Source organism: Nesterenkonia sp. LB17 (assembly GCF_022565915.1).
Lineage (GTDB): Bacteria > Actinomycetota > Actinomycetes > Actinomycetales > Micrococcaceae > Nesterenkonia.
This window is the reverse complement of sequence record NZ_JAJOYX010000003.1, coordinates 443,917-467,675: the sequence shown is the minus strand read 5'-3', so window position 1 is coordinate 467,675 and position 23,759 is coordinate 443,917. Positions and strand designations below refer to the sequence as shown.

The window sequence follows — 23,759 nt, the reverse complement described above, 5'->3', positions numbered from 1 at the left end:
CTTCCACACTTATGCGGTCGCCCGAATAGTCACCGCATTCGACCGGCCAGGTTGGCTGCGGAACATGCATCGTGAGATCGATGCGTAGCAAGAGCAAGTATATTAAGGAAACATCATGGCTACAGGCACAGTTAAATGGTTCAACGCTGAAAAGGGCTACGGCTTCATCGCTCCCGAAGACGGTTCAGACGATGTCTTCGTGCACTTCAGCGCGATCACCACTTCCGGCTTCCGTTCCCTCGAGGAGAACCAGAAGGTTGAGTTCGAGACCGCCCGCGGCCCCAAGGGTCTTCAGGCTGAGAACGTCAACCCTCTCTGAGCTTCACTGAGTTCGCCGAAGATGGCTGTATAGCCGTCGGACGCTGAGCATCTCGGGTTCGATGAACAGAACCTCAAAAGACCGGCCCCCTGATCTTGCATCTGTGAGATCAGGGGGCCGGTCTCTTTGCATGCCCATTTCCCAGCGTCGTGGCACGGGATCCACCCCGCGCACCGGCCGGAACCTGCTGGTGCGGCAGCGAGATCACGTCTTCGGCTTCGGCTGCACCGGGTTCGGGCTCATCGAATGGAGCAACGGCGCTCCCAGGATGAGACTGCCGACGAGTCAGGGCGCGTGCACTTCGAGGGGTCCCGCAGCGCCCAGTCCGGCAGCGTTCAGTTCTGCAGGGCTGGGTAATCGGTGTAGCCGCGCTCGCCGCCCACGTAGAACGTCGAGGGATCGGGCTCGTTCTCCTCGAGTCCCAGTTCCCAGCGCCGGGCCAGGTCCGGGTTGGCGATGACTGAGCGGCCCACGCCCACTGCCTCGGCCAGGTCCTGCTCGACCAGCCGGACGGCCTCCTCGCGCGTGGTCTGCACCCCGAAGCCGGAATTGGCGATCAGCGGGGCACCGGAGACGAGGCGGATCAGCTGCACGATCTCGCTCGCCGGGTCCGCGTTGAGCACGTCGATGTGGCTCAGCCCCAGCGGGGCGAAGCCCTCCGCCATCGAGCGGTAGGTGGCCATCGCGTCGTCGTGGTCCTCCTCCAGGGCGCCCTGGATGTTGTGCTGCGGGGAGAGCCGGATCCCGGTGCGGTCCGCGCCGATCGCCTCGGACACCGACGCCGCGACCTCCACCGAGAGTCGTGCGCGGTTCTCGGGGGAGCCGCCGTAGCCGTCGGTGCGGGCATTCGATCCCGGGGCGGTGAACTCATGGAGCAGGTAGCCGTTGGCGCCATGGAGCTGCACACCGTCGAAGCCTGCTTCGATCGCGTTGCGCGAGGCTTCGGTGAAATCGATGATCGTCTGCGCGACCTCCTCGGCGCTCAGCGCGTGCGGCACCGGGTGGGGCGCCTTGCCCTCCGGGGTGCGGATCTCACCGGGCGCGGCGAGCGCACTGGGTGCGACGACGCGGCCGGTGCCGGAGATCAGCTCATGGCCGATGCGGCCACCATGCATGATCTGGGCGACGATATTGCCACCCGCGGCGTGCACCGACTCGGTGACCCTCCGCCAGCCGGCGACCTGCTCGGCGGTCTCCAGCCCGGGCTGACCGATCCAGGTGCGCCCCTCCATCACCGGGAAGGTGCCCTCGGTGACGATCAGACCGAGCGAGGCGCGCTGGGTGTAGTACTGGACCATCATCTCGTTCGGCACCCCGTCCTCCTCGGCTCGGATCCGGGTCAGCGGGGCCATCACGAGTCGGTTGCGCAGTTCGACGGCACCGAGGGAGAGCGGCGAGAAGAGCTTGTCCTGCACCTGGCTGGCCTGGGTGGAAGAAGTCATGGGGAGGTCCTTTCATGCACGGCGGCAGGCGCGCTTCCTGGAAGCGACGCCCGATGTGTTCTGCCCAGGGCAACCGTGCGGAGGCGGCTTCGATTCCTGATCCGGGGCAAGGTCACACTTGGCGGCGCAGCGGACCGAGGCGCCTTTCGCGCCATCTGATCTCCTGACCTCTGGTTCCTCCGGCAGGATCCGAACCTGCGACACCCGCTTCAGCAGGCCTGTGCACGATCGGCTCCGGGACGGGAGAGAGGGCCGGTCACCAGGACCGGCCCTCTCCGATGAGCTTTACAGCAGTAGATGTATTTACGAAGACTACAAAAAAGTATATGCATAAGAAAATGCGAGAGTGTCGATACCTTAGATCAGAAGAAAATCAAAACGCTTCTTTTGTCTTCGTCTTTTGAGGTGCCTCAATCCAGCTCAAACCTCATCGCGTATCGGTCGTGGACTCTCGAGTTGCGTAATCGGTGTGATCTTCTCCCAAATTTTGCTGGTAATTCTTGACAAGCAGCAATTCGGCTTCGATCCTTTGAATCGACTGTTCCAACGACCGAAGCTTGTTCAGAACCTCATCCTGGAAATTGGTCTCGGGCATGTTGCTCACTCTCCTCTAGTCGGCCCCGGTCCTGAGTAGACCGGCTAGGTCTACTGTAGATGTGTTCTGCGACACTGCACCTGTCCGACATCTCCGAACGGTCTCCGCGGCATGAGGGGAGCTGGTCATGCGGATTCAGGATCTGCTGTGTACGTGTGCGTCTCTCGCATCCAGGGTGGAGCCGAGATCGAGGCGTTGCAGCGCGTCCTCGGCCACGAATCAGCGGCTCTCACACTTGACGCCTGCGCGGACCTTTATGAGGACGATCTGACCGGCCTCGGGGATCGGATCGAAGCCGCTGCGTGCTCACTGCGTACTGACTCGAAATCGGTAGACGCCGTATCGTGCCATCAAGCGCCCTGACTAGTGCTTTCAGTGGTCCCCCCGGCAGGATTCGAACCTGCGACACCCGCTTTAGGAGAGCGGTGCTCTATCCCCTGAGCTACGGAGGGTGGAGCGATGAAAGTTCACCGCGCGCCGCGAGTCCAGCGCGGCACCGAACCATCCTACCTGCGGCGCCGCCCAACCGCGGGTGGCCTCAGGCTAGGGGCGTTCCACGCCCTTCCGGAGCAGGCTCATCACCACTGACCCGACCACCGCGGCCCCCAGGATGATCAGCAGCGCCCAGCTGACCACGGTGAACCATGAGGCGGCCGCCACAAGTCCGGCATCGAGGGATTCCATGGTCAGGATCCGATCGATCAGGAAGTTCTCGGTGATGTCCACCGCGGCGAAGATCACCGCGCCGGCGAGCACGAGCCAGCGTAGGAGTCCGCGGCGCATGACCAGCCCGACCACGGCCCAGCTCGAGAGCAGGAAGAACAGCGGGAAGAGGATGCCGGCGGTGCGGTGCAGGAAGCTGAGCTGACCGGTGCCGTCGGAGTCCATGACATTGCGCAGCCGCTCGATGTCATCCACCGAGTAACCCAGCAGTCGGCTGTCGGGCATCGAGAAGCCGCCGGCGAAATAGTTCATCTGCGGCAGCGCATAGAGGTGCAGGTACGCGAAGAGGAGGGCCGTCAGCCCCAGGAGCGCGTAGAGCAGCAGGTGCGGATTGGAGTCTGTCCCCTCACCGGCGCGCTGACTGGCTGCGCTGAGGTATCCGTCTTGGACGTCGTCGCGCCGCTTGGGCGTCGTGGAGATGTCTCGCCCCTCACGGCGCGCCTGGCGGAACGCCCGGAGCCCGCCCGGGGTCCCGGGGGCTCCTGTGGATTCCGGCTCCGTGGCCTCGCGTGCGGGGTTGCCCCGCACCTTCTTGCGCCGCTTGGACATGACCCTCCTGAGTAGATCTGCTTCGCCTCCAGTCTGGCAGAGGTTCAGCGGCCCTCCACGCCGAGTGGGTGTCAGCTCCGGCGCTTAGACTGGGGCCACCATGGATTTCCTCTTCACCCCGCCGAAAGCCACACCCGCCGAACGTCTTCGCAGGCCTTCCAGCCCCAGCGCCGCAGGCAGTCCTGCCCACGAGGACGACGGCGGCGCCGCCGTCCTGCAGCAGGACCAGCCGCCAGCCGCTGAGGCCCCCGCCGACGCCGTCGCCGAGCTGAACCCGGAGCAGCAGGCGGCCGTGCTGCACTCGGGCTCCCCGCTGCTGATCGTCGCCGGCGCCGGCTCCGGCAAGACCCGGGTGCTGACCCGCCGGGTGGTGCACCTGTTGCGCAGCGGCGCCGCTCGCCCGCATGAGATCCTGGCGATCACCTTCACCAACAAGGCTGCCCGGGAGATGAAGGACCGCATCGCGGAGATGATCGGTCCACCCGCCGAACGCATGTGGATCTCCACCTTCCACTCCTCCTGCGTGCGGATCCTGCGCGCGGAGGCCGCCCACCTGGGTCGCCGAACCACCTTCACCATCTACGACAGCGCGGACTCGCTGCGGCTGATCACCACCATCGCGAAGTCCCATGACCTGGATCCGAAGCGGTTCGCCCCGCGTGCGCTGAAGAACAAGATCTCGGCGCTGAAGAACGAACTCATCGACGCCGAGGCGTTCCAGTCCACCGCGGCCCACGAGCCGTTCTCCGAAGCGGTCGCCACGGTCTACCGGGAGTACAGCGAACGGCTGCGCGCGGCGAACGCCTATGACTTCGATGACCTGCTCGCCGAGACGGTCTACATGTTCGACGCCTTCCCGCGGATCCTGGACAGCTACCGGCGGCGATTCCGGCACGTGCTGGTCGATGAGTATCAGGACACCAACCACGCCCAGTACCGGCTGGTCCGCCAGCTGACCGGCCCCACCGAGACCAGCGGGGACGCCATGGCGCAGGTCCCCACCCCCGGGGCGGAGCTGACCGTGGTCGGCGACTCGGACCAGTCCATCTATGCGTTCCGCGGTGCCGACATCCGCAACATCGTGGAATTCGCGCGCGACTACCCCGACGCCACCACGATCAAGCTGGAGCAGAACTACCGCTCCACGCAGACCATCCTCAACGCCGCCAACGCGGTGATCTCGCAGAACCCGAACCGGACCGAGAAGAAGCTCTGGACCGCGCTCGGCGAGGGCCCCCCGGTGGTGCTGCACGTGGCCCCCTCGGAGAACGACGAGGCCGAGTGGATCGCGCGCACCATCGACTCGCTCGGTGACGCCGAAGGCATCAGGCCCTCCGACGTCGCCGTGTTCTACCGGACCAACGCGCAGTCCCGCTCGCTGGAGGAGCGGCTGATCAACCGCGGCATTCCATACCGGGTCATCGGCGGCACGCGGTTCTATGACCGCAAAGAGATCAAGGACGCGCTGGCCTACCTGCGGGTGGTCAACAACCCTGACGACGACGTCAACCTGCGCCGGATCCTCAACGAGCCCAAGCGCGGGATCGGGGAACGGGCCGAAGGGGCGGTGGCCACGCTGGCCACGCGTGACCGCACCACCTTCCTGGAGGCGCTGCGCCGAGCCGAGGAGGCCCCCGGGATCGCGACCCGCTCGCTCAAGGCCATCGCCTCCTTCGTGAGGATGATCGATGACCTGATCCAGCTCAACCAGGACGGTCGGCCCTCGGTGGTGCTCGAAGCCGTGCTGGAACAATCCGGCATGCTTGAAGCGCTGCGCCAGTCCAAGGACCTCCAGGACGAGTCCCGGGCGGACAACCTCGGTGAGCTGGTGGCGGTGGTCAAGGAGTACGAGACCGAGGCGGCCGCCGCAGACTCCGCACGCGACGCCGGCCAGGGGGGAGTGACCCAGGAAGAGGACCTCCTCGAGCCCGAGGTCGACTCTGCGGCGCCGGGCGAGGCAGGGTTCGCCGGCGCCGACCTGCAGGAGGGCCCCGGTGCGCTCGCGAACTTCCTGGAACAGGTCTCTCTGGTCGCGGACGCCGACGCGCTCCCCTCGGCCGGGGACGAGGAGTCCCAGCGCCTGGCCGTGGAGCAGGGCCAGGTCACCCTGATGACCCTGCACACCGCAAAGGGCCTGGAGTTCCCGGTGGTCTTCCTCACCGGCATGGAACACGGGATCTTCCCGCATTCGCGCTCGATGTCGGATCCCGAGGAGCTCGCCGAGGAGCGCCGGCTGGCCTATGTGGGGCTGACCCGCGCCCGGCAGCGGCTCTACCTCTCCCGGGCCGAGTCCCGGCACCTGTGGGGCCAGCATCAGTTCAACCCGCCGAGCCAGTTCCTCGGTGAGATCCCTGAGGAGCTCATCGAGGTCAGCGCCGCGTCCTCCACCTCCTCCCGCGGCCCTCGCTTCGGCTCGGCAGGGTTCGGATCATCTGGATTCGGCGGCTCCATCCAGGGCGGCGCCGGCAGCCTCAGCGGCGGCTGGGGCTCAGGATCGAACTCCTACAACTCCGGCGCGCCACGTTCCGGCGCGACCATCTACGGCGCGGCCGACAGCACGAAGACCTCCTCCTCGCTGCCCGGGGCCACCCGCGGCGCGGCGCCGAGCCAGGTGGATCCGGATCGTGAGATCCCCAGCCTGAGTCCCGGTGACCGGGTCAGCCACAAACGCTTCGGGCTGGGCGAGGTGCTCGCCGTCGAAGGTTCCGGGGCCAAGACCGTGGCCAAAGTGAGCTTCTCCGGGTCTGAGAAGCGACTCCTCCTGCGATATGCTCCACTGGAGAAGGTCAGCTGAGCGCTGCGCGTGAAGCGCGCGACGCCGTCGACCTTCACATGTAGAGATGACTTCGACGCAGAAGGACACACACGTGGACCTGTATGAGTACCAGGCGCGCGATCTCTTCGAGGCACACGGCGTTCCCGTGCTGGCCGGAATCGTGGCGCAGACCCCGGAAGAAGCGAAGGCGGCCGCCGAGAAGATCGGTGGCACCGTCGTCGTCAAGGCTCAGGTAAAGGTCGGAGGCCGCGGCAAAGCCGGCGGCGTCAAACTTGCCAAGAGCGCCGATGAAGCGCAGCAGCATGCTGAAGCCATTCTGGGCATGGACATCAAGGGGCACACAGTGCACCGCGTGATGATCGCCCAGGGTGCAGACATTGCAGATGAGTACTACTTCTCGATCCTGCTGGACCGAGCCAACCGCGACTACCTCGTCATGTGCTCCAAAGAGGGCGGCGTGGAGATCGAGCAGCTCGCCGTAGAGCGGCCCGAGGCGCTGGCACGGGTGAGCGTGGATCCGAACACCGGCATCGATGCGGCCAAGGCCAAAGAGATCGCCGAGCAGGCAGGGTTCCCGGAAGAGCAGCATGAGCAGCTGGCTCACGCCTTCATCCAGCTGTGGACCGTCTTCTCCAATGAGGACGCCACCCTGGTCGAGGTGAACCCGCTGGTGAAGACCGGCGACGGGCAGATCATCGCCCTCGACGGCAAGGTGACCATCGACGAGAACGCCGAGTTCCGTCAGCCGGCGCACTCGGAGCTCGTGGATGAGCAGACCGAGGACCCGCTGGAGGCCAAGGCCAAGGCCAACGACCTGAACTACGTCAAGCTTGACGGTCAGGTCGGCATCATCGGCAACGGCGCCGGTCTGGTCATGTCCACCCTCGACGTCGTCGCCTACGCGGGCGAAGCCCACGGCGGCGTGAAGCCGGCGAACTTCCTCGACATCGGCGGCGGCGCCTCGGCAGAGGTCATGGCCAACGGCCTCGACGTCATCCTCGGCGATGAGCAGGTCGAGTCCGTGTTCGTCAACGTCTTCGGCGGCATCACCTCCTGCGACGCCGTGGCCAATGGCATCGTCAAGGCACTGGAGATCCTCGGGGACTCCGCCACCAAGCCGCTCGTGGTCCGCCTCGACGGCAACAACGTGGAGGAGGGGCGCCGCATTCTGGAAGCGGCGAACCACCCGCTGGTCACCACCGCTGACACCATGGACGCCGGCGCCGACAAGGCTGCCGAACTTGCGCACTCCGCGCGGACTGACAAGTAAGGACCTGCTCACACAATGTCTATCTACCTGAACAAGGACTCGAAGGTCATCGTCCAGGGCATCACCGGCGGCGAGGGCACCAAGCACACCGCCCTGATGCTCAAAGCAGGCACCAACATCGTCGGCGGCGTCAATGCTCGCAAGGCCGGCACCGCCGTGTCCCACAAGGACAAGGCCGGCAACGATGTCGAGCTGCCCGTGTTCGCCACCGTGGCCGAGGCCATGGAGAAGACCGGCGCTGACGTCTCGGTGGCCTTCGTGCCGCCGAAGTTCGCCAAGGATGCCGCCGTCGAGGCCATCGAAGCCGGCATCGGCCTGCTCGTGGTCATCACCGAGGGCATCCCGGTGCAGGACTCCGCGGAGTTCTTCAACCTCTCGCTGACCAAGACCGGTGCCGACGGCAAGCCCGTCACCCGGATCATCGGCCCGAACTGCCCCGGGATCATCACCCCGGGTCAGGCGCTGGCAGGCATCACCCCGTCCAACATCACCGAAGCCGGGCCCATCGGCCTGGTCTCGAAGTCCGGGACGCTGACCTACCAGATGATGTACGAGCTGCGCGACATCGGCTTCTCCACCTCCATCGGCATCGGCGGCGACCCGGTCATCGGGACCACCCACATCGATGCGCTGGAGGCCTTCGAGAACGATCCGGACACCAAGGCCATCGTGATGATCGGCGAGATCGGCGGCGATGCTGAAGAGCGCGCAGCCGACTACATCAAGGCGCACGTCACGAAGCCCGTCGTGGGCTACGTGGCTGGCTTCACCGCACCCGAGGGCAAGACCATGGGCCACGCCGGCGCCATCGTCTCCGGCGGCTCGGGCACGGCTGAAGGCAAGAAGGAGGCCCTCGAGGCTGCAGGCGTGAAGGTCGGCAAGACGCCGTCCGAGACCGCTTCGCTGCTTCGCGAGGTCTTCAAGGGCTGACGCTCACAGACACCGCAGCGCGGGGCCGTTCCTGATCATCAGGGACGGCCCCGTTCTGGTCTGTGCCAGGGGTCCGCGGGGCGCTGCGCAGCGGGATCACCCGGAGCGCAGCGAGCATCCCAGCGACGACGGAGGGCTCAGCCGCCCTCGGAGCCTTCGCCCAGCTCCCGCTCCGGATGCTCGCCGAAGCGGAAGTGGCGCCCGCTGATCTCTTCCGGGCGGATCCGCACGAAGAAGTCCTTGAGAGTCGGCACCCACGGCTTCAGATTCAGCTCCTCGGCGGCCTCCCGCTCTGCGGAGGTCTCCAGGCGGGCCGCCGTGCCGCGCAGCACCACCGACCAGGCCTGATCCGAGAGGATCCCGTCGGTCTCAAAGACCACGCTCTCGTTGATGGCCATCTCCGCAAGTTTCGAGCCGGGAGCGGTGCGCAGCACGATGGTGCGGTCCTGCACCGCGCAGTTGATCGGGAAGATGTCGGCCCGTCCGCCGACCACGGTGACCAGACGCCCATGCTGGACGCCTTCCAACAGGGACCAGCACTGGTCCTCGCTCAGCACCAGGATCGGTTCGCCCTCAGCGTGTTCAAACATTGCCGCCGCCTCTCAGTCGGTGATGCACTTCGCTGTGCACCCTGAGTCTAGACCGTGTCTACATCGCGTAGAAGAGCCGGCTGCGGCGGGAGGCGGCGTCCGAGCGGGCCGCTGATGAGGCCGCCGATCAGACCAGCGTTCCGCCGAGCAGCGAGCCCAGCAGGTAGGTGACAGCGGCGGCGCCGAGGCCGATGCACAGCTGGCGCAGCCCGCGCTTGAGCGGGGAAGCCCCGGAGAGCAGCCCCACGGCTGCGCCGGTGGCGAGCAGCGCGACCCCGACCAGCGAGCTGGCGATCAGGATCGCCGTGGTCCCCTCGCTGCCCAGCAGGTAGGGCAGCACCGGGATCAGGGCGCCGACGGCGAAGAACACGAAGCTGGAGCCCGCCGCGGTCCAGGCCGAGCCCACGATGGCGTGGGAATCGATCGACTGCTCCGGATCGTGGGAGAGCTCGGGCTTGCAGTCGCAGGTGAAGACGTCGAGCCGCTCCAGCGCACGATGCTCCGCGTCGGCCTCGCTCATGCCGCGGGCTCGGTAGACCAGGATCAGCTCGTTATGGTCGAAGTCCAGGTCGGGGGCGGCGCGCAGGGTGACCTGGGTGGGGCGGGTCGCGTCGAGCAGCTCGCGCTGGCTGCGCACCGAGACGAACTCGCCGGCGGCCATCGACAGCGCCCCGGCGAGCAGCCCGGCGAGCCCGGTCAGCAGGATCACCCCGGACCCCACACCGGTGCCGCCCATGCCCACGATCAGCGCGAGGTTCGAGACCAGCCCGTCATTGGCGCCGAAGACCGCGGCGCGGAAACCACCGGAGAGCTTCTCCCGACCGCGCGTGGCCAGTGCCCGGATGACCTCTTCATGGATCGCCTCATCGGCGGCCATCCGCGCAGTCGCGTCGTCATCGCCGTCATAGGGGGAGCCGCCCTCGGCGCGCTGAGCCAGCGCGAGGATGAACACCGACCCGAAGATCCGCGCCATCCAGCCCAGCAGGACCCGATGGGCCGAGGGGGCGGGAAGCCGCTCCGCGTCGGGTCCGAGGAGATCCCGCCAATGCTGTTCATGGCGCTTCTCCGCCGCGGCCAGGCCGAGCAGGACCTGACGCTCTTCACCGCGCTTGCGCTCCGCGAGAGCGGTGTACAGCCGCCCCTCGGCCTGCTCATCGGCGAGGTATTTCCGCCAGCGACGGATCTGCCGAGTCGTCGGGCCGGCGTTCTGCGTGCGCGGTGCGCGCGACGCGGCGGCGGAATCTGCGGGCTCGCTTGGTCTCATTGGACTCAGTCTTCCCGATCTTCGCGCGTCCGGGACTCCTGAACGGCCTGTGACGAAGTTCAGGAATGGCTAAACCGACGACGCCGGGCGCTGGCCTCACTGAAGAGTCGGTGGGCCGCGGGGGAGTCCACCCCGGGGCCCAGCCCCAGATAGTCCGGGGCCAGGTGGTCAGCGGTCCCGTCGAGGTGCTCCGCATCCCCAGCGAGGGGCTCCGGGCTCCCGCCGAGGGCGAGGTAGGTGCCGCCGGCGCGACGCAGGATGAGCATCCCTGCCGCGATGTCCCAGGGCTTGGTGTCCACCCCGAGCACCACGTCATTCCATCCTGCCGCGGCATGGCAGAGCTCCAACGCTCCGGAGACCACCCGGCGGACCGTGGAGAAGCTGGTGACCATCTCCGCGAAGGCCTCCAGCGCGAGCGGCCCCTCCTGGGCCAGCACCTCCGCGGAGGGGTAGCTGGTCATCAGGTTCAGCTGCGCACCGGTGCGCGGGGCGCTGCGGGAGGCTCCCAACCGGGTCTCGGCCCGCTGGTGGCAGGAGAGGTAGGCGCCGTCATCGTCGGCGGAGAAGCTCAGCCGATTGATCGGGTCGTGGACCACACCGGCGATGACCTCGCCGGCGAAGACCGCGGCGATGGAGATCGAGAACATCGCGAAGCCGTGCGCGAAGTTGCTGGTCCCGTCGATGGGATCGATGATCCATTCCAGTGAGCCGCTGCCGCGGGCGCCTGACTCCTCCCCGGTGATCCAGGAGTCCGGGACGGCCGCGGTCAGTGCGGCGGCGAGGGCGTCCTCGGTGGCCGTGTCATGGATGGTGACCAGGTCATGGGTGCTGGTCTTGGTGCTCACTCCCATCGCCACACCTCCGGAACCAGCACTTCCGGAACCAGCACCTCCGGGGCCCGCGGTGCCAGGCTCAGGGTCGTCGGGGACTGCGCGGAAGGCCTGCACCAGCGGGGCCCCGGCCGCCTCTGCGGCCTCCAGGGCGATCGTGCGCAGCTGGCGCGGGTCGGGGCGGGGAGCGGTGGTGTTCAGCACAGGTTCACCCTACCCACCTGCCACCTGGGAGTTGCGGCAGTGGCCCAGCGCACAAGCCGGTATGATCGAGCCGATGACGAACCCAGAGCCCACTGAGGTTATTCAGGACAACGCCGCCGTGCTATCGCACTACCGCGATCGCACCCGGAACCGGGTGATGAAGACCGAGGACGGCTGGCACCAGTTCCGGCTCGGACTCGCGCGCCGGCGCGGGCTCAATGTCACGATGCTCTCGATGACCGGCTACGGCTGTCGGCGCTGGGTCCGCGTGTTCTCCCGGGTGGTGATGGCCCCGGACTCCGATTTCGAGAACGGCCGCCGCGTGGCCAAGGTCATCGCCGACGGGGTCCGCGGCTGGCGCAACTTCGTCTCCGCCCCCGTGCCCTTTGCGGAGATCACGGTGGAGATCGCCGGCCGGGAGTTCGAGGTGGTCGCTGACCGCGGCGGGATCGTGGATGCGGTGATCAAGGTCGACCTGGAGCCGGGCTGGCAGCAGGTCACCCTGCGTGCCCCCGGAAGCGAGGCCACCACCGCCGAGGTGCACATCATCGATGATGCGACGCTCACCGGTGTGGTCTGCGACATCGACGACACCGTGGTGGTCACCACGCTCCCGAGGCCGCTGCTGGCGGCCTGGAACTCCTTCGTGCTGGACGAGCACGCCCGCACACCCACCCCCGGCATGGCGGTGATGATGGAGCGGCTGATGGTCAGCTTCCCCGGCTCCCCGGTCATCTACATCTCCACCGGTGCCTGGAACGTGGCGCAGACGCTGACCCGGTTCCTCACCCGGAACCTCTACCCGCAGGGGCCGCTGCTGCTCACCGACTGGGGCCCGACGGCGGACCGCTGGTTCCGCTCCGGCCAGCAGCACAAGGCGGAGCAGCTGGAACGCCTGGCGCAGGACTTCCCCGAGATGTCCTGGGTGCTGATCGGCGACGACGGTCAGCACGACCCCAGCATCTACGCCGACTTCGTCCGCCGCCATCCTGAACATGTCACCGCGGTGATCATCCGCGAGCTGACGTACTCCGAGGCGATGCTGGCAGGTGGCCGCGCCGAGGACCCGGTGGGCAACGATCTGCTCAACTACGGCGACCCGACCGAGCCCAACGACGCCGTCCAGCTCGCCGGGGATCGGCGGATCCCCTGGATCTACGGCCCCGACGGCAAGGACATCGCCGCGAAGCTCTCCCAGCACGGCCTTCTCTGAGGTTGAACCGGCGCTGAGGTTCAACCGGCGCTGAGGTTCAACCGGCGCTGAGCGCAGCCCTGATCTGAGGCTCAGCTGGTCGAGGTCGCTTCGGCCGCCCAGGACTCGGAGCGCCGCGGCCGGGTGTGCATCGTGCGGACCCGCCGGTTGACCTCCACGGCGCGGGCATAGTGCCCGATCAGCTCATTGGACACCGCCTCCCAGGTGCGGCCCTGCACGCTCTCGTGCGCGCGCAGTCCGAAATCCCGGCGGGCCGCGTCATCGTTGACCAGGTGCTCCACCGCGGAACGCAGCCCGTTCAGGTCACCGGGGCGGTAGAGCCAGCCGGTGCGTCCGACGTCGACCAGGTCCAGCGGTCCGCCCCGGCCCACCGCGACCACCGGCACCGCAGCGGCCATCGCCTCCTGGATGGTCTGGCAGAAGGTCTCGGCCTCTCCGGGGTGGACGAAGACATCCAGGCTCGCCACATGGGCGCCCAGATCATCGCCTGACTGGAAGCCGGCGAAGTGCGCGCGGGGCAGCCGCCGGCGCAGCGCATCTTCCTGCGGCCCCGAACCGATGATCACCAGCCGGGTGCCCGGAAGCGCGTCGAGCACCGCCAGGTCCTCGATCTGTTTCTCCGAGGCCAGCCGCCCGACGAATCCGATCAGCTTCTCGCCGGTGTCTGTCCCGACAGCGCCCGGACCGGCTGCTGAGCCGTCTGGACCGGCCGCCGTGCTGCTGATCCGGGCCCGGAGCTCCGCGCTGCGCCGCTCCGGGGAGAACCGTGCGGTGTCCACGCCCCGGCGCCAGGTCTTCAGCCGTTTGATGCCGCGCCGGGTGAGCTGCTCCCGGCAGAAGGAGGACGGGACCAGGGTCAGCGTGGATGAGGTGTGCATCCGGTCCACGTGCTGCCAGAGCAGCTCCGTGGCCCAGGGGAGTCCGTAGCGCGCCGCATAGGTGGGCACCTCGGTCTGGTAGATCGACACGGTGGGCACTCCCAGCGCGGCCGCCGCCTGGATCGCGCGCCAGCCGAGCACGAAGGGAGACGCCACATGGACCACGTCGGGACGGATCTGCTCGAGCAGGTGGCGGATCCGGGTCACGAAGCCCGCTGCGACCCGGACCTTCGGATAGTCCGGCAGCGGCAGCGAGGGAACCCGGATGACCGGGAAGCCTTCACAGAGCTCTCCGCCCGGGCCGCCGGAGTCTGTCCGCGGGCCGGCGTCGAACATGGTGTCGGCGGGGGCGATGACGGTGACGTCATCGCCGCGGCGACGTAGGTGGGCGAGTACATGAAGCACGGAGTTCGTCACGCCGTTCATGTGGGGCAGGAATGATTCGGTCACCACGACAACTCTCACGCCCTCAGGCTAGGCAGGCCGGAGAAGCGCGGGCTGTCGTGGCCGTGACCGCACTGTGAACGCTGCTCGAACGTTTTCCCCACCAGCGGATAAGGTGACCAGGTGGAAGCACTGATCCCTCTCGCCGTCGTCGGCCTGGTCCTGCTCGCCGCAGTCATCCAACGTCTGGTGGGACTCGGCTTCGGCATGGTCATGGCCCCCTTCCTCGTCGTGCTCATCGGCGCCCACGAGGGTGTGATGCTGGTGAACTTCCTGAGCATCTTCGCGCCGATGCTGGTGCTCCCACGGATCTGGAGCGACATCGAATGGCGCAAGGTGCTCTGGCTGGGCCTGCCGGCGCTCGCAGTGATGCCGGCCGCCGCGTGGATCTCGGTGAACTCCTCGGCCGGGCCGCTCTACGTGGTGGTCGCGGCCCTGGTGATCATCGGTCTGATCACCTCGATGCTGCTGAGTCGGATCACCTTCCAGGCCGACGGCGCCACCACACGGGTGATCGCGGGCATCGGATCGGGAGCAGGCACGGTCATCGCCGGGGTCGGCGGCCCCGCGATGACGATCTACGCGGTCCTCTCGCGCTGGCCGATCATGTCGATGATCGCCACGCTGCAGCCGATCTGGATCCTGCTCTCGCTGGGCTCCTTCGGGATCAAATGGTCCTTCGACGACGGCGCGCTCCCCGGTCTGCCCTGGTGGGCCTGGGCCGGGTCCGTGGTGGCGATCGTGCTCGGGATCGTGATCGGGGAGTGGCTGCAGCGCCGCATCGACGAGGCGCTGGTGCGCCGACTCGTGCTGATCCTGGCCTTCATCGGTTCGATCATGGCGCTGATCACAGGTCTGCGACTGATGTTCGGCTGAGGCCTGTTGCTCCAGCCGAAGACCGGTCCCTGCTGGCACGATAGGACCGATGGCCACCACCGACACCGAACCCAGCGCCGCCGCGACTCCAGCAGCGAAGCCGCCGACCCGCACCCGGCGTCGATTCAGCCTGCCCGCCCCTCCGCTGTGGCTCATCGGGCTGGTCGAGGCCGCGCAGATCCTGCTGATCACGATCCTGCTGGTGGGGCTGCCGGTGCTCGTGATGAGCCTCGCGGGGGGCTTCTCCGCGTTCAACCCGAACTTCGTGGTATCCCTGGCGGCGCAGGTGTGGCTGGTGCTGCACGGCACCCCCGTGGAACTGGTGATCACCCTCGACCCCGGCGCCCTGGGCGGGGCCCTGGAAGTCCCCGGCGGGGGCTGGTTCCACCTGGTGCCGCTGGGCCTGACGCTGATCCCGCTGTGGCTGGGCTGGCGGGCCGGCGGGCGGATCGCCCGCGGCTCCTACTCAGATCAGCTCTGGCAGGGGCTGCTTCCGCTGATCCTCGGATACGCGGCCGGCGCGGCCGGGATCGCCTGGGTGGCCCAGGCCGCGACCTTCCAGGTGATGCCCTGGCTGGCGGCGCTCTGCGCCGCGGTGCTGATGAGTCTGGCGGCGCTCGCCGGCTGCTACGCCGAGGCGCGCAGCGCGGCGCGGATGATCGGCATGGACCTGGAGGCTCGGATCGACGAGCTGTCTCAGCGGCTGCGCTGGGCCGGGTCCTACGCCTGGGCTGTGGGCCGGGCCGGCCTGGTCGGCTTCGTCGCCGCCTGCGGACTGGCGGCGCTGCTGCTGGCCGGGCAGCTGGGCGTGCAGTGGATGCAGATCGCGAACGTCTATGAGCAGCTGAACCCGGGGATCGCAGGTGTCCTCGGGCTGACCATTCTGCATCTGGGTCTGGCTCCGAACCTCATCCTCTGGGCACTGGCCTACTCCACCGGGTCCGGCTTCGCGCTGGGCTCAGGATCGCTGGTCTCTCCGCTGGGCACCGAGCTGGGCGCCGTGCCGGCGGTGCCGGTGCTCGCCGCGCTGCCGGTGGAGGCCCACCCGTACGGGCTCTTCGTGCTGGGTCTGCCGGTGCTCGCCGGTGTGCTCGCCGGCTGGTGGCTCATGCGTGAGGGGGAGAACCATCTGGACGACTGGTTCACGCTGCGGATCTCCTGGCGTCCACTGGCGGCAGTGCTGTCCACCCTCTCGCTCGGAGTCCTCACCGGACTGGTCACCGCCCTGCTGGCGGTGGGGCCGCTGTGGCTCTCGCACATCTCGCTGGGGGTGGGACGGATGACCGACATCGGTCCGCACGCGCTGCTCAGCGCTGGGATGCTCGGAGTCTGGGTCGCTCTCGGCGCCATCCTCGGCTACAGCGTCTCGGTGGTGGGGCAGAGGCTCCGCCGCCGCACCACAGGCTGAGCAGAGCTGCCCGAGGCTCGAGCGAGGATCGTCCGAGACGCACCCGAGCCCGGCGGGTCTGTTCTGACTCTCAGCGCCCGAAACCGGGGATCGAGCTCATCATGCCGTCCTCGTATTCGAGCAGACACCGGTCCATCGAGCGTTCGGTCAGCGCGCTGGCCTTGCAGTCATCGAAGTCCACCGTGGCCTGCCAGAAGATGGCCTGCGAGCCGGCGGTGAAGGTGAAGATCCCGCAGCACAGCAGAGCCGCGATCGCGCTGACGTGCATCATCACCGGAAGCCGCCTGCGAAAGCATTGGACCAGCAGGATGATCCCGCCGGCGAAGCCGACCAGGCCCGCCACCACTGCCAGCAGCCGCCAGGGCAGCGGCAGCTGCAGACCCAGATAGCTCAGCAGCAGGGCCAGCACGAGCCACCCGGTGAAGCGGCCATAGAAGCGGAATGTCGACTCATCAAGGTCAGTGGCGCGGCTCCGGCCTGGTGATGGGGTGCTCATGGTCCACCACCCTATCCGGGTCCCTGCACGGGTCGGGACTGCCGAGGCGAAGAACCGGCAGTAGGCTGGCGGTCATGCGAATAGTGGTCCTGGTCTCCGGTTCGGGGACGAATCTCCAAGCCGTCATCGACGCTGTGCAGGGCGGTGAGCTGGACCTCGAGATCGCGGCCGTAGGGTCCGACGTCCCCGACTGCGGCGGGCTCGTCCGGGCGACGACGGCGCAGATCCCCACCTTCGCGGTGCCGCTGGTCAAGGGCGGGGACCGCTCCGCGTGGAACATGGAACTGGCACATGCCGTCCGCGCCCACACTCCTGATCTGGTGGTCTCCAGCGGATTCATGCGGATACTGGGCACCGAGTTCCTCGCGAACGCAGGCGCTGCGATCATCAACACCCATCCGGCGCTGCTGCCGAGCTTCCCCGGTGCACACGCGGTGCGCGACGCCCTGGCCCACGGGGTCAAGGTCACCGGCTGCACCGTGCATCAGGTCGACGCCGGGGTGGACACCGGGCCGATCCTCGCCCAGGAGGCCGTGCGGGTCCGCGAGGACGATGACCAGGACTCGCTGCACGAGCGGATCAAGGTGCACGAGCGACGGCTGCTGGTGGACACGCTCGCCGGCATCAGCTCCGGGACGATCACCGTGGGGTAGATCCTCCATACGGGTTGTCCTGCGGCGGGCCCTGCTGATGGGGGTTCTGCTGGTAGGGACCCTGCTGTTGGTAGGGGCTCTGCTGCTGGTACGGGTCAGGCTGCTGGGACGCCCAGCCCTGAGGGTTCTGCGGGCCATGCTGACCTGGACCGCCATAGGGGTTCCCGGGCCGCGAGAATTCCTTCCAGGCCTTGCGATCGCGCACGAAGGCATTGCTGGCGGGCAGCCAGAGCGCCACGATGGCGGCGAGGCTCAGTCCGGTCACGATCAGGTTCTCGGGGCCGAAGAGAATCATGAACACGCTGCCGGCGAGGAAGATCGTGGCCAGGATCCGCCCGACATTGCCCGTCATGGTGCCGACGAAGGCGAAGACCGTGTAGAGCACAGCCAGGATGATCCCGCCCAGCAGCACCATGACTCCGAGCCCGAGCATCAGGTCCTGGACGCTGAGCTCCTCGGCACCCGGGCCCTGCTGGGCCTGGGACTCCTCCGCCACCTGGGTCCAGAACGGATCGATGTCCTGCGGGTCCATCGAGGTGAAGTCCAGGAAGCTCAATATGCTCAGCGTGAGGGTCGCGGCGCCGGCCAGGAGCATCAGCACCATGGCCAGGATCAGCGTCAGCGGACGCTTCGGCTTCCGGGTGGGGACAGCCCCCGGCCCGTGCCCGCCGCCGGGGTGCTGGCCATAGCCGGGCTGGAGCTGCCCCTGCGGCGCTCCGTAGCCGAACTGACCACCACCGGGCTGACCATAATTCGACTGGCCGTAGCTTGCCTGGCCGGAGCTGGGGGGCTGGCCGTAGCCGGCCGACTCGCCATACCCGGCAGACCGCCCGTACCCCGGGGACTGCCCCTGGCCAGGATCCGAGCCCTGGCCGGGCTCCTGAGGCGGGACAGAGCCCTCGGGTCGGCGCTGACCCCAGCGGGGCTGCTCCGGGGGGCGATTCTCTTCCGGTGTGCTGCTCATGCTGTCCCTCCTCTGCGCCCGGTCCTGGTCAGCACGCTGGGCACCTATAAGACCCGCGGCGCTGCCACGGTCCGATCTCAGCACTACTGTATCGGCGGCCAGGTTCGCACCCCACCCTGGGCGCTCCCGCAAGTGCGGCGGCCGCGCAGATCTCTGCAAGACTGTGCCCCATGAAACCTCGGGAGATCACGGATCCACTCAGCGCGCCACAGGCCGGCTCCACCGTGCACCTGGTGCGCCACGGCGAGGTCCACAATCCAGGAAAGGTCCTCTACGGACGGCTGCCCGGTTTCGGTCTTTCTGAGCTGGGCCAGCAGATGGCGGAGGGGATCGCGGACTACTTCCAACAGCGGGCCGCGGCCGGCCGGCCGGTTCACATGCTCGCCGCGTCGCCGCTGCAGCGGGCGCAGGAGACGGTGACCCCGATCTCCGCACGTCTGGGACTTCCCGTCACCGTGGAGGAGAGGGTGCTCGAGGCCGAGAACGCCTTCGAAGGACTCTCCGAGGTGAAACAGCAGCTGAAGAACCCACGCTGGTGGCCGCTGCTGATCAACCCGCTGCGACCCTCTTGGGGTGAGCCGTATGCGTCCCAGGTCAACCGGGTGCTCGCCGCGGTGAAGGACCTCTCCGACCAGGCCGTCGCCGCCCATGGCGACGGGGCCGAGGTGGTCGTCGTCTCCCATCAGCTGCCGATCTGGGTGACCCGGCTCTGGGCCGAGGGCCGCCCGCTCTTCCACGACCCGCGCGACCGCGAGTGCTCGCTGACCTCGGTGACCTCGCTGCACATCGGCCCTGGCGGTGTGGAGTCCGTCAGCTACGCCGAGCCCAACCGCGAGCTGCTCAAGGACGCCACGAACCTCCCCGGCGCCTGATCGGCGCCGGGCTCGCGCCTGACTCAGCGCCCAATCCCTCCGCCAGGCACCGCTGTGTGACTTATGGCCCCGGCAGCACTTCTACGGACTGTAGAATTAGTGTTCGGCTGACCCTGACTCCCTCTTCAGATCTGGACACCGCAGCGCATGACCGTCTTCAACAAACGAACCTCCCGGACATCCCGCCTCCGCGCCCTGGCCGCAGTGGGCCTGGCCTCGGCCCTGGCGCTCGCAGGATGCAGCTCTGCCAATGATGAGCTGAGCCAGCGCGCCGCGAACGACGGGACCAACTACGTCGCCGGCGACGGCTCGGTCAAAGAGCTGGCCGCCGAAGACCGCGGGGAACCGGTGCAGTTTGAATCGACGCTCTTCGACGGCTCCGCCGTAGGCCCCGAGCGCTGGGAGGGCGAGGTCACCGTGATCAACTTCTGGTACGCCGCCTGCGCCCCCTGCCGCGTGGAGGCCCCCGACCTGGCCGACCTCGACGAGGAGTTCACCGACGAGGGTGTGCAGTTCTACGGGGTCAACACCCGCGACACCCAGCCGACCGCCGAGGCCTTCGAGCGCACCTTCGGCATCGAATACCCCTCTATGGAGGACCGCAGCGGTGAGGTCATGCTCGCGATGACCGACTATGTGCCGCCCTCGGCGGTGCCCACCACGCTTGTGCTGGACAAGCAGGGCCGGGTCTCCGCGCGGATCCTGGGGATCGCCGAGCCCGGCACGCTGCGCGCGCTGATCAACTCCGCCCTGGACGAAGACGCCGACGCCGCCGCGTCTGAGGCCGCAGCCTCCAGCCTCGCCGCGCCGGAGCCAGCGCAGCGGTGATGGACACTCTGTTCCTCGCGGCGCCGCTGGCCGGGACCGCCGACAACCGCTTCGCCGAGATCGTCTTCGACGGTTCCCTGCTGATCTCTGCCCCGGTGGCTCTGCTCGCCGGGCTGGTCTCCTTCCTCTCACCCTGCGTCCTGCCGCTGGTGCCCGGCTACCTGGGTTACGTCACCGGACTCTCCGGCGTTGAGCTGCACGAGCGGCGCAGATCACGGATGGTCCTCGGCGCGTCGCTCTTCGTGCTGGGCTTCTCCGTCGTGTTCGTGCTCATCGGGGTGGTCTTCACCCAGGCCATCGTCTGGCTCCGCGTTGATGGGGGCTGGCTGACCCAGGTGCTGGGCGGCGTCGTCGTGATCATGGGGCTGGTCTTCATGGGCGCCTTCACCTTCTTCCAGCGCGAGCGCAAGATCGAGCGCCGCCCGCCGGACGGGCTGCTCGGCGCGCCGCTGCTGGGCGCCACCTTCGGCATCGGATGGGCGCCTTGCATCGGCCCCACCCTGGCCGCCGTGCTCGCCCTGGCCACGCCGATGGGGGGAGATCCGGGCCGCGGAGCCTTCCTGATGTTCATCTACTGCCTGGGACTCGGGATCCCGTTCATCCTGATCAGCATGGGTCTCAAGCGCGGGATGACCACCCTGCAGTTCTTCACGCGGCACAAGGTCGCCGTGATGCGCTTCGGCGGTGCCGTGCTGATCCTGGTCGGGCTGCTGATGCTCTCCGGGATCTGGAACACCTGGGTCTATGCCCTGCAGGACTGGTTCGCCAATGAAGTGAGGCTGCCCATCTGATGGCGGAAAAACGAGAGAACACCTATATGCCGGCCGGGCACCGCGACGCGCCCGAGGCCGCCGAGAACGACCCGCGCAGCCCGTCAGGCGGAAAGACCCAGGTCACCACCCCGGCACTGGGCCCTAAGGGCATGCTGCGCTGGGCCTGGACCCAGCTGACCTCGATGCGCACCGCGCTGATGCTGCTGCTGCTGCTCGCCGTGGCCGCCGTGCCCGGATCGATATTCCCGCAGCGGGTGCAGGACTCCTTCGCGGTGGCCACCTGGATCGAGGACAACCCCGGGGTCGGGGAGGTGCTGGACTTCCTGCAGTTCTTCGACGTCTATTCCTCCATCTGGTTCTCCGCGATCTATCTGCTGCTGTTCATCTCACTCATCGGCTGCATCCTGCCGCGCGCGAAGAAGCACTGGCAGCAGATCACCTCCGCGCCGCCGCGCACCCCGCGCCGGCTCGAGCGCCTCCCGGAGTCAGGGGCGCTGGAGCTGCAGTCCGGCGCCGCCGGCGACGCCCAGGACGGACCTGCTCCGGATGAGGCCCTGCAGGACGCGGCAGCGATCCTCAAGGCCCGGCGCTACCGGGTCGAGGTCCGCGACACCTCGGTGGGCGCCGAGAAGGGTTACCTCAAGGAGACCGGGAACCTGCTCTTCCACGTGGCGCTGGTCGGTGTGCTGATCTGCGTGGCGCTGGGCTCGATGTTCAGCTACCGCGGACAGAAGATCCTGGTGGAGGACGAGAGCTTCGTCAACGCTCTGGTCGCCTATGACAACTTCTACCCCGGTGCGTACTTCAGCGAGGACCAGATGCAGCCCTTCTCGGTCCGGCTCGACGCCTTCGAGCGGGTCTTCGACCGGGAATCGACCACCCACTTCGGCCAGGCCCTGGACTTCACCGCCGATGTCACCACCCGGCTCGGCTCGGACGGGGAGCCGCAGACCGAGGAGCTCAAGGTCAACCAGCCGCTGACCATGGACGGCGTCCGCGTCTTCCTGGTCGGCAACGGCTACGCCCCCGAGGTCACGGTGCGCGACGGCGACGGCGAGGTCGCCTTCTCCGGCCCGGTGGTCACCCGTCCGGAGGATGAGGTCTACACCTCCATGGCGGTGATCAAGGCGCCCGACGCCTCCCCCGAGCAGCTCGGCTTCGTCGGCCTGTTCCTACCCACCTCGCAGGACGCCGGCGACGGCCTCGCCGTCTCCGTGGACCCCGAGCTGGGCAACCCGGAGCTGCAGCTGAACTCCTACTACGGCGACCTCGGTCTCGATGACGGGCTCGCGCAGAACGTCTACGTGCTCGACACAGAATCCCTGGAGACGCTGAACTCCCGTGAGCTCGACGTCGGCGGCATCGTGCTCTCCCCGGGTGAGACCCACGAACTCCCCGAAGGCATGGGCTCGATCAGCTTCGACGGGGTCCAGGACTACATCGCGGTCGACATCCACTACAACCCGGCGCAGCAGGGAGTGCTGATCTTCGCGCTGACCGCCCTCGGCGGCCTGGTGCTCTCACTGTTCCTGCGCCGCCGTCGCGCCTGGGTGACTGTGGAGACCACATCCGTCGGGCGCACCCTCGTGCGCTACGGCCTGCTTTCCCGCGGCGAGGACTTTCGACTGCGAGATGAGAACATTGCCCTGCGCACCCAGTTCGAGAAGAAGTGGCCGGTGCGCGCCCCAGAGAAGGAATCCTGATGCAATCCATCAATATGGAACTGGCGCAGTACAGCGAACTGTTCATGCTGATCGCCGCGTTCATCTACACTGCCGCGTTCATGCTCTTCGCGGTCGACATGATCCGCAGCTCCGCGACGATCCGCCGGGTGGAGGATGAGCTGGCGGCAGAGAACGCCGCCGAGCGCGAGCTCGTCGGGGCAGAATCTTCGACAGGCGCAGCAGCGGGCGCCGGCACCGGGGCTGGCGCCGACCAGCCGGTGGCGGCCGCCCCCGCCGATGAGCTGGTCGACGACGGGATGGCCTACCTGGGCACGCCTCGCCCGTTCGCCAATGTCGCGGTCGCCCTCACAATCCTGGCAGTGGCCGCGCACACCTTCGCTGTGGCTGCCCGCGGCATCGCCGCCAACCGGGTGCCCTGGGCGAACATGTACGAATTCCTGGCCACCGGCGCGCTGGTGGTCGCCGCGGTCTATCTGCTGGTGCTCACCCGCAAGGATGTCCGTTTCCTGGGGACCTTCGCACTGGGCCTCGTGGTCACCATGATGGCCGCGGCCACCATCGGGTTCCCGACACCGCTGGCACATGTCCAGCCCGCGCTGCAGACCCCATGGATCGCGATCCACGTCTCGCTTGCGGTGCTCGCGATCTCGCTGTTCACGCTGACCTTCGCGATGAACGTGCTGCAGCTGATCCAGCACCGGCGCGAGCTCGCACAGGCCGCTGGGGAGACCACCAGGCGCAGCGGCTGGCAGTTCCTGCGGCTGGTGCCCTCGGCGACCTCCCTGGAGAACTGGGCCTACCGGATGAACGCCGTGGGGTTCGTGTTCTGGACCCTCGGCCCGCTGATCACCGGCGCGATCTGGGCCGAAGAGGCCTGGGGCCGGTACTGGGGCTGGGACGTCAAAGAGGTCTGGACCTTCGTGATCTGGGTGGTCTACGCCGGTTACCTCCACGCCCGCGCCACCCGCGGCTGGACCGGCAACCGCGCGGCCTGGCTCTCGATCATCGGCTACGGCTGCATCATCTTCAACTACGCCGTGGTCAACATCTACTTCCCCGGACTGCACTCCTACGCGGGCCTGCCGGAGTAGGACGGCCGACCAGAGCAGGTCGGCCTGCCGGATGCAGGGCCCGAGGCGGACTCACCGCACGGCGGTCTGCCGGCGCAGGCTGCACG

Annotated in this window: 22 protein-coding genes and 1 tRNA gene; 13 read left to right on the top strand and 10 right to left on the bottom strand. The window is 67.9% G+C overall.

Annotation, left to right across the window (positions count from 1 at the left end; genetic code table 11):
- Positions 1 to 115 precede the first annotated feature (115 nt).
- The gene (locus LTH96_RS09635) at positions 116 to 319 is read left to right on the top strand and encodes a cold-shock protein (protein ID WP_036473143.1); all 204 of its coding nucleotides are present in this window, start codon (positions 116 to 118) and stop codon (positions 317 to 319) included.
- A 335-nt stretch (positions 320 to 654) separates the two neighbouring features.
- On the opposite strand, the gene LTH96_RS09630 is transcribed toward LTH96_RS09635, so the two are convergent.
- The 4 genes from LTH96_RS09630 to LTH96_RS09615 form a co-directional block, all read right to left on the bottom strand.
- The gene (locus tag LTH96_RS09630; RefSeq protein WP_241465498.1) at positions 655 to 1,761 is read right to left on the bottom strand and encodes an alkene reductase; all 1,107 of its coding nucleotides are present in this window, start codon (positions 1,759 to 1,761) and stop codon (positions 655 to 657) included.
- A 427-nt stretch (positions 1,762 to 2,188) separates the two neighbouring features.
- Positions 2,189 to 2,356 carry a hypothetical protein gene (locus LTH96_RS09625; RefSeq protein WP_241465497.1) on the bottom strand — a complete coding sequence of 56 codons (168 nt, stop codon included), beginning with the start codon at positions 2,354 to 2,356 and terminating at the stop codon, positions 2,189 to 2,191.
- Between the two features lie 376 nt (positions 2,357 to 2,732).
- Positions 2,733 to 2,808, bottom strand: a tRNA-Arg gene (locus LTH96_RS09620).
- Positions 2,809 to 2,899: 91 nt separating this feature from the next.
- Entirely contained in the window at positions 2,900 to 3,628 is a 729-nt protein-coding gene (locus LTH96_RS09615) for a hypothetical protein (protein ID WP_241465496.1), read from the bottom strand.
- 100 nt (positions 3,629 to 3,728) lie between these two features.
- On the opposite strand from LTH96_RS09615, the gene LTH96_RS09610 reads away from it, so the two are divergent.
- From LTH96_RS09610 to sucD, 3 genes are all read left to right on the top strand, one after another.
- Entirely contained in the window at positions 3,729 to 6,422 is a 2,694-nt protein-coding gene (locus LTH96_RS09610) for an ATP-dependent helicase (protein ID WP_241465495.1), read from the top strand.
- Positions 6,423 to 6,495: 73 nt separating this feature from the next.
- On the top strand, positions 6,496 to 7,674 hold the full coding sequence (gene sucC / locus LTH96_RS09605; RefSeq protein ID WP_241465579.1) for an ADP-forming succinate--CoA ligase subunit beta: 1,179 nt from the start codon (positions 6,496 to 6,498) through the stop codon (positions 7,672 to 7,674).
- A 15-nt stretch (positions 7,675 to 7,689) separates the two neighbouring features.
- Entirely contained in the window at positions 7,690 to 8,604 is a 915-nt protein-coding gene (sucD, locus tag LTH96_RS09600; RefSeq protein ID WP_241465494.1) for a succinate--CoA ligase subunit alpha, read from the top strand.
- 137 nt (positions 8,605 to 8,741) lie between these two features.
- Here sucD and LTH96_RS09595 read toward each other — a convergent pair whose 3' ends face one another.
- From LTH96_RS09595 to LTH96_RS09585, 3 genes are all read right to left on the bottom strand, one after another.
- On the bottom strand, positions 8,742 to 9,194 hold the full coding sequence (locus LTH96_RS09595; protein WP_241465493.1) for a pyridoxamine 5'-phosphate oxidase family protein: 453 nt from the start codon (positions 9,192 to 9,194) through the stop codon (positions 8,742 to 8,744).
- A 127-nt stretch (positions 9,195 to 9,321) separates the two neighbouring features.
- Complete coding sequence (locus LTH96_RS09590; RefSeq protein ID WP_241465492.1) at positions 9,322 to 10,458, bottom strand: VIT1/CCC1 family protein; 1,137 nt, start codon at positions 10,456 to 10,458, stop codon at positions 9,322 to 9,324.
- A 59-nt stretch (positions 10,459 to 10,517) separates the two neighbouring features.
- Positions 10,518 to 11,492, bottom strand: a complete 975-nt coding sequence (locus LTH96_RS09585) for an inositol monophosphatase family protein (protein WP_241465491.1) — start codon at positions 11,490 to 11,492, stop codon at positions 10,518 to 10,520.
- 73 nt (positions 11,493 to 11,565) lie between these two features.
- Here LTH96_RS09585 and LTH96_RS09580 point away from each other — a divergent pair, with 73 nt between their 5' ends.
- Positions 11,566 to 12,705: an App1 family protein gene (locus LTH96_RS09580; RefSeq protein ID WP_241465490.1), complete on the top strand. Its 1,140-nt coding sequence runs from the start codon at positions 11,566 to 11,568 to the stop codon at positions 12,703 to 12,705.
- A gap of 71 nt (positions 12,706 to 12,776) precedes the next feature.
- On the opposite strand, the gene LTH96_RS09575 is transcribed toward LTH96_RS09580, so the two are convergent.
- On the bottom strand, positions 12,777 to 14,048 hold the full coding sequence (locus LTH96_RS09575; protein ID WP_241465489.1) for a glycosyltransferase family 1 protein: 1,272 nt from the start codon (positions 14,046 to 14,048) through the stop codon (positions 12,777 to 12,779).
- 102 nt (positions 14,049 to 14,150) lie between these two features.
- On the opposite strand from LTH96_RS09575, the gene LTH96_RS09570 reads away from it, so the two are divergent.
- Together LTH96_RS09570 and LTH96_RS09565 are read left to right on the top strand one after the other, a co-directional pair.
- A complete protein-coding gene (locus LTH96_RS09570; protein ID WP_241465488.1) occupies positions 14,151 to 14,903 on the top strand; it encodes a sulfite exporter TauE/SafE family protein in 753 nt (250 codons plus the stop codon).
- A 49-nt stretch (positions 14,904 to 14,952) separates the two neighbouring features.
- The gene (locus tag LTH96_RS09565) at positions 14,953 to 16,311 is read left to right on the top strand and encodes a DUF6350 family protein (protein WP_241465487.1); all 1,359 of its coding nucleotides are present in this window, start codon (positions 14,953 to 14,955) and stop codon (positions 16,309 to 16,311) included.
- A gap of 70 nt (positions 16,312 to 16,381) precedes the next feature.
- Here the strand turns inward: LTH96_RS09565 and LTH96_RS09560 are convergent, their stop codons facing one another.
- Positions 16,382 to 16,807 (bottom strand): hypothetical protein, encoded by a 426-nt coding sequence (locus LTH96_RS09560; protein ID WP_241465486.1) that lies wholly within the window; start codon positions 16,805 to 16,807, stop codon positions 16,382 to 16,384.
- A 74-nt stretch (positions 16,808 to 16,881) separates the two neighbouring features.
- Here LTH96_RS09560 and purN point away from each other — a divergent pair, with 74 nt between their 5' ends.
- Entirely contained in the window at positions 16,882 to 17,460 is a 579-nt protein-coding gene (gene purN, locus LTH96_RS09555; protein WP_241465485.1) for a phosphoribosylglycinamide formyltransferase, read from the top strand.
- On the opposite strand, the gene LTH96_RS09550 is transcribed toward purN, so the two are convergent.
- Positions 17,447 to 18,424 (bottom strand): hypothetical protein, encoded by a 978-nt coding sequence (locus LTH96_RS09550; protein WP_241465484.1) that lies wholly within the window; start codon positions 18,422 to 18,424, stop codon positions 17,447 to 17,449. The genes purN and LTH96_RS09550 overlap by 14 nt on opposite strands.
- Positions 18,425 to 18,594: 170 nt before the next feature.
- Between LTH96_RS09550 and LTH96_RS09545 the strand changes: the two genes are divergently transcribed.
- The 5 genes from LTH96_RS09545 (at position 18,595) to ccsB (ending at position 23,673) form a co-directional block, all read left to right on the top strand.
- A complete protein-coding gene (locus tag LTH96_RS09545; RefSeq protein WP_241465483.1) occupies positions 18,595 to 19,296 on the top strand; it encodes a histidine phosphatase family protein in 702 nt (233 codons plus the stop codon).
- A 147-nt stretch (positions 19,297 to 19,443) separates the two neighbouring features.
- Positions 19,444 to 20,124 (top strand): TlpA disulfide reductase family protein, encoded by a 681-nt coding sequence (locus tag LTH96_RS09540; RefSeq protein WP_241465482.1) that lies wholly within the window; start codon positions 19,444 to 19,446, stop codon positions 20,122 to 20,124.
- Positions 20,124 to 20,915: a cytochrome c biogenesis CcdA family protein gene (locus tag LTH96_RS09535; RefSeq protein ID WP_241465481.1), complete on the top strand. Its 792-nt coding sequence runs from the start codon at positions 20,124 to 20,126 to the stop codon at positions 20,913 to 20,915. The genes LTH96_RS09540 and LTH96_RS09535 overlap by 1 nt, the downstream gene beginning before the upstream one ends.
- Positions 20,915 to 22,600, top strand: coding sequence for a cytochrome c biogenesis protein ResB (locus tag LTH96_RS09530; RefSeq protein ID WP_370644428.1), 1,686 nt, complete (start codon positions 20,915 to 20,917; stop codon positions 22,598 to 22,600). The genes LTH96_RS09535 and LTH96_RS09530 overlap by 1 nt, the downstream gene beginning before the upstream one ends.
- Positions 22,600 to 23,673 (top strand): c-type cytochrome biogenesis protein CcsB, encoded by a 1,074-nt coding sequence (gene ccsB / locus LTH96_RS09525; RefSeq protein WP_241465480.1) that lies wholly within the window; start codon positions 22,600 to 22,602, stop codon positions 23,671 to 23,673. The genes LTH96_RS09530 and ccsB overlap by 1 nt, the downstream gene beginning before the upstream one ends.
- The last annotated feature ends 86 nt before the right edge of the window (positions 23,674 to 23,759 follow it).

Excerpts from the sequence above, each read along its gene's own strand:
- ccsB (WP_241465480.1), top strand. The coding sequence starts at position 22,600 with ATGCAATCCATCAATATGGAACTGGCGCAGTACAGCGAACTGTTCATG.
- purN (WP_241465485.1), top strand. The coding sequence starts at position 16,882 with ATGCGAATAGTGGTCCTGGTCTCCGGTTCGGGGACGAATCTCCAAGCC.
- LTH96_RS09530 (WP_370644428.1), top strand. The coding sequence starts at position 20,915 with ATGGCGGAAAAACGAGAGAACACCTATATGCCGGCCGGGCACCGCGAC.
- LTH96_RS09590 (WP_241465492.1), bottom strand. The coding sequence starts at position 10,458 with ATGAGACCAAGCGAGCCCGCAGATTCCGCCGCCGCGTCGCGCGCACCG.
- LTH96_RS09625 (WP_241465497.1), bottom strand. The coding sequence starts at position 2,356 with ATGCCCGAGACCAATTTCCAGGATGAGGTTCTGAACAAGCTTCGGTCG.
- LTH96_RS09610 (WP_241465495.1), top strand. The coding sequence starts at position 3,729 with ATGGATTTCCTCTTCACCCCGCCGAAAGCCACACCCGCCGAACGTCTT.
- LTH96_RS09615 (WP_241465496.1), bottom strand. The coding sequence starts at position 3,628 with ATGTCCAAGCGGCGCAAGAAGGTGCGGGGCAACCCCGCACGCGAGGCC.
- LTH96_RS09540 (WP_241465482.1), top strand. The coding sequence starts at position 19,444 with ATGACCGTCTTCAACAAACGAACCTCCCGGACATCCCGCCTCCGCGCC.
- LTH96_RS09535 (WP_241465481.1), top strand. The coding sequence starts at position 20,124 with ATGGACACTCTGTTCCTCGCGGCGCCGCTGGCCGGGACCGCCGACAAC.
- LTH96_RS09550 (WP_241465484.1), bottom strand. The coding sequence starts at position 18,424 with ATGAGCAGCACACCGGAAGAGAATCGCCCCCCGGAGCAGCCCCGCTGG.
- sucD (WP_241465494.1), top strand. The coding sequence starts at position 7,690 with ATGTCTATCTACCTGAACAAGGACTCGAAGGTCATCGTCCAGGGCATC.
- LTH96_RS09580 (WP_241465490.1), top strand. The coding sequence starts at position 11,566 with ATGACGAACCCAGAGCCCACTGAGGTTATTCAGGACAACGCCGCCGTG.
- LTH96_RS09545 (WP_241465483.1), top strand. The coding sequence starts at position 18,595 with ATGAAACCTCGGGAGATCACGGATCCACTCAGCGCGCCACAGGCCGGC.
- LTH96_RS09595 (WP_241465493.1), bottom strand. The coding sequence starts at position 9,194 with ATGTTTGAACACGCTGAGGGCGAACCGATCCTGGTGCTGAGCGAGGAC.
- LTH96_RS09635 (WP_036473143.1), top strand. The coding sequence starts at position 116 with ATGGCTACAGGCACAGTTAAATGGTTCAACGCTGAAAAGGGCTACGGC.
- LTH96_RS09630 (WP_241465498.1), bottom strand. The coding sequence starts at position 1,761 with ATGACTTCTTCCACCCAGGCCAGCCAGGTGCAGGACAAGCTCTTCTCG.
- LTH96_RS09565 (WP_241465487.1), top strand. The coding sequence starts at position 14,953 with ATGGCCACCACCGACACCGAACCCAGCGCCGCCGCGACTCCAGCAGCG.
- LTH96_RS09560 (WP_241465486.1), bottom strand. The coding sequence starts at position 16,807 with ATGAGCACCCCATCACCAGGCCGGAGCCGCGCCACTGACCTTGATGAG.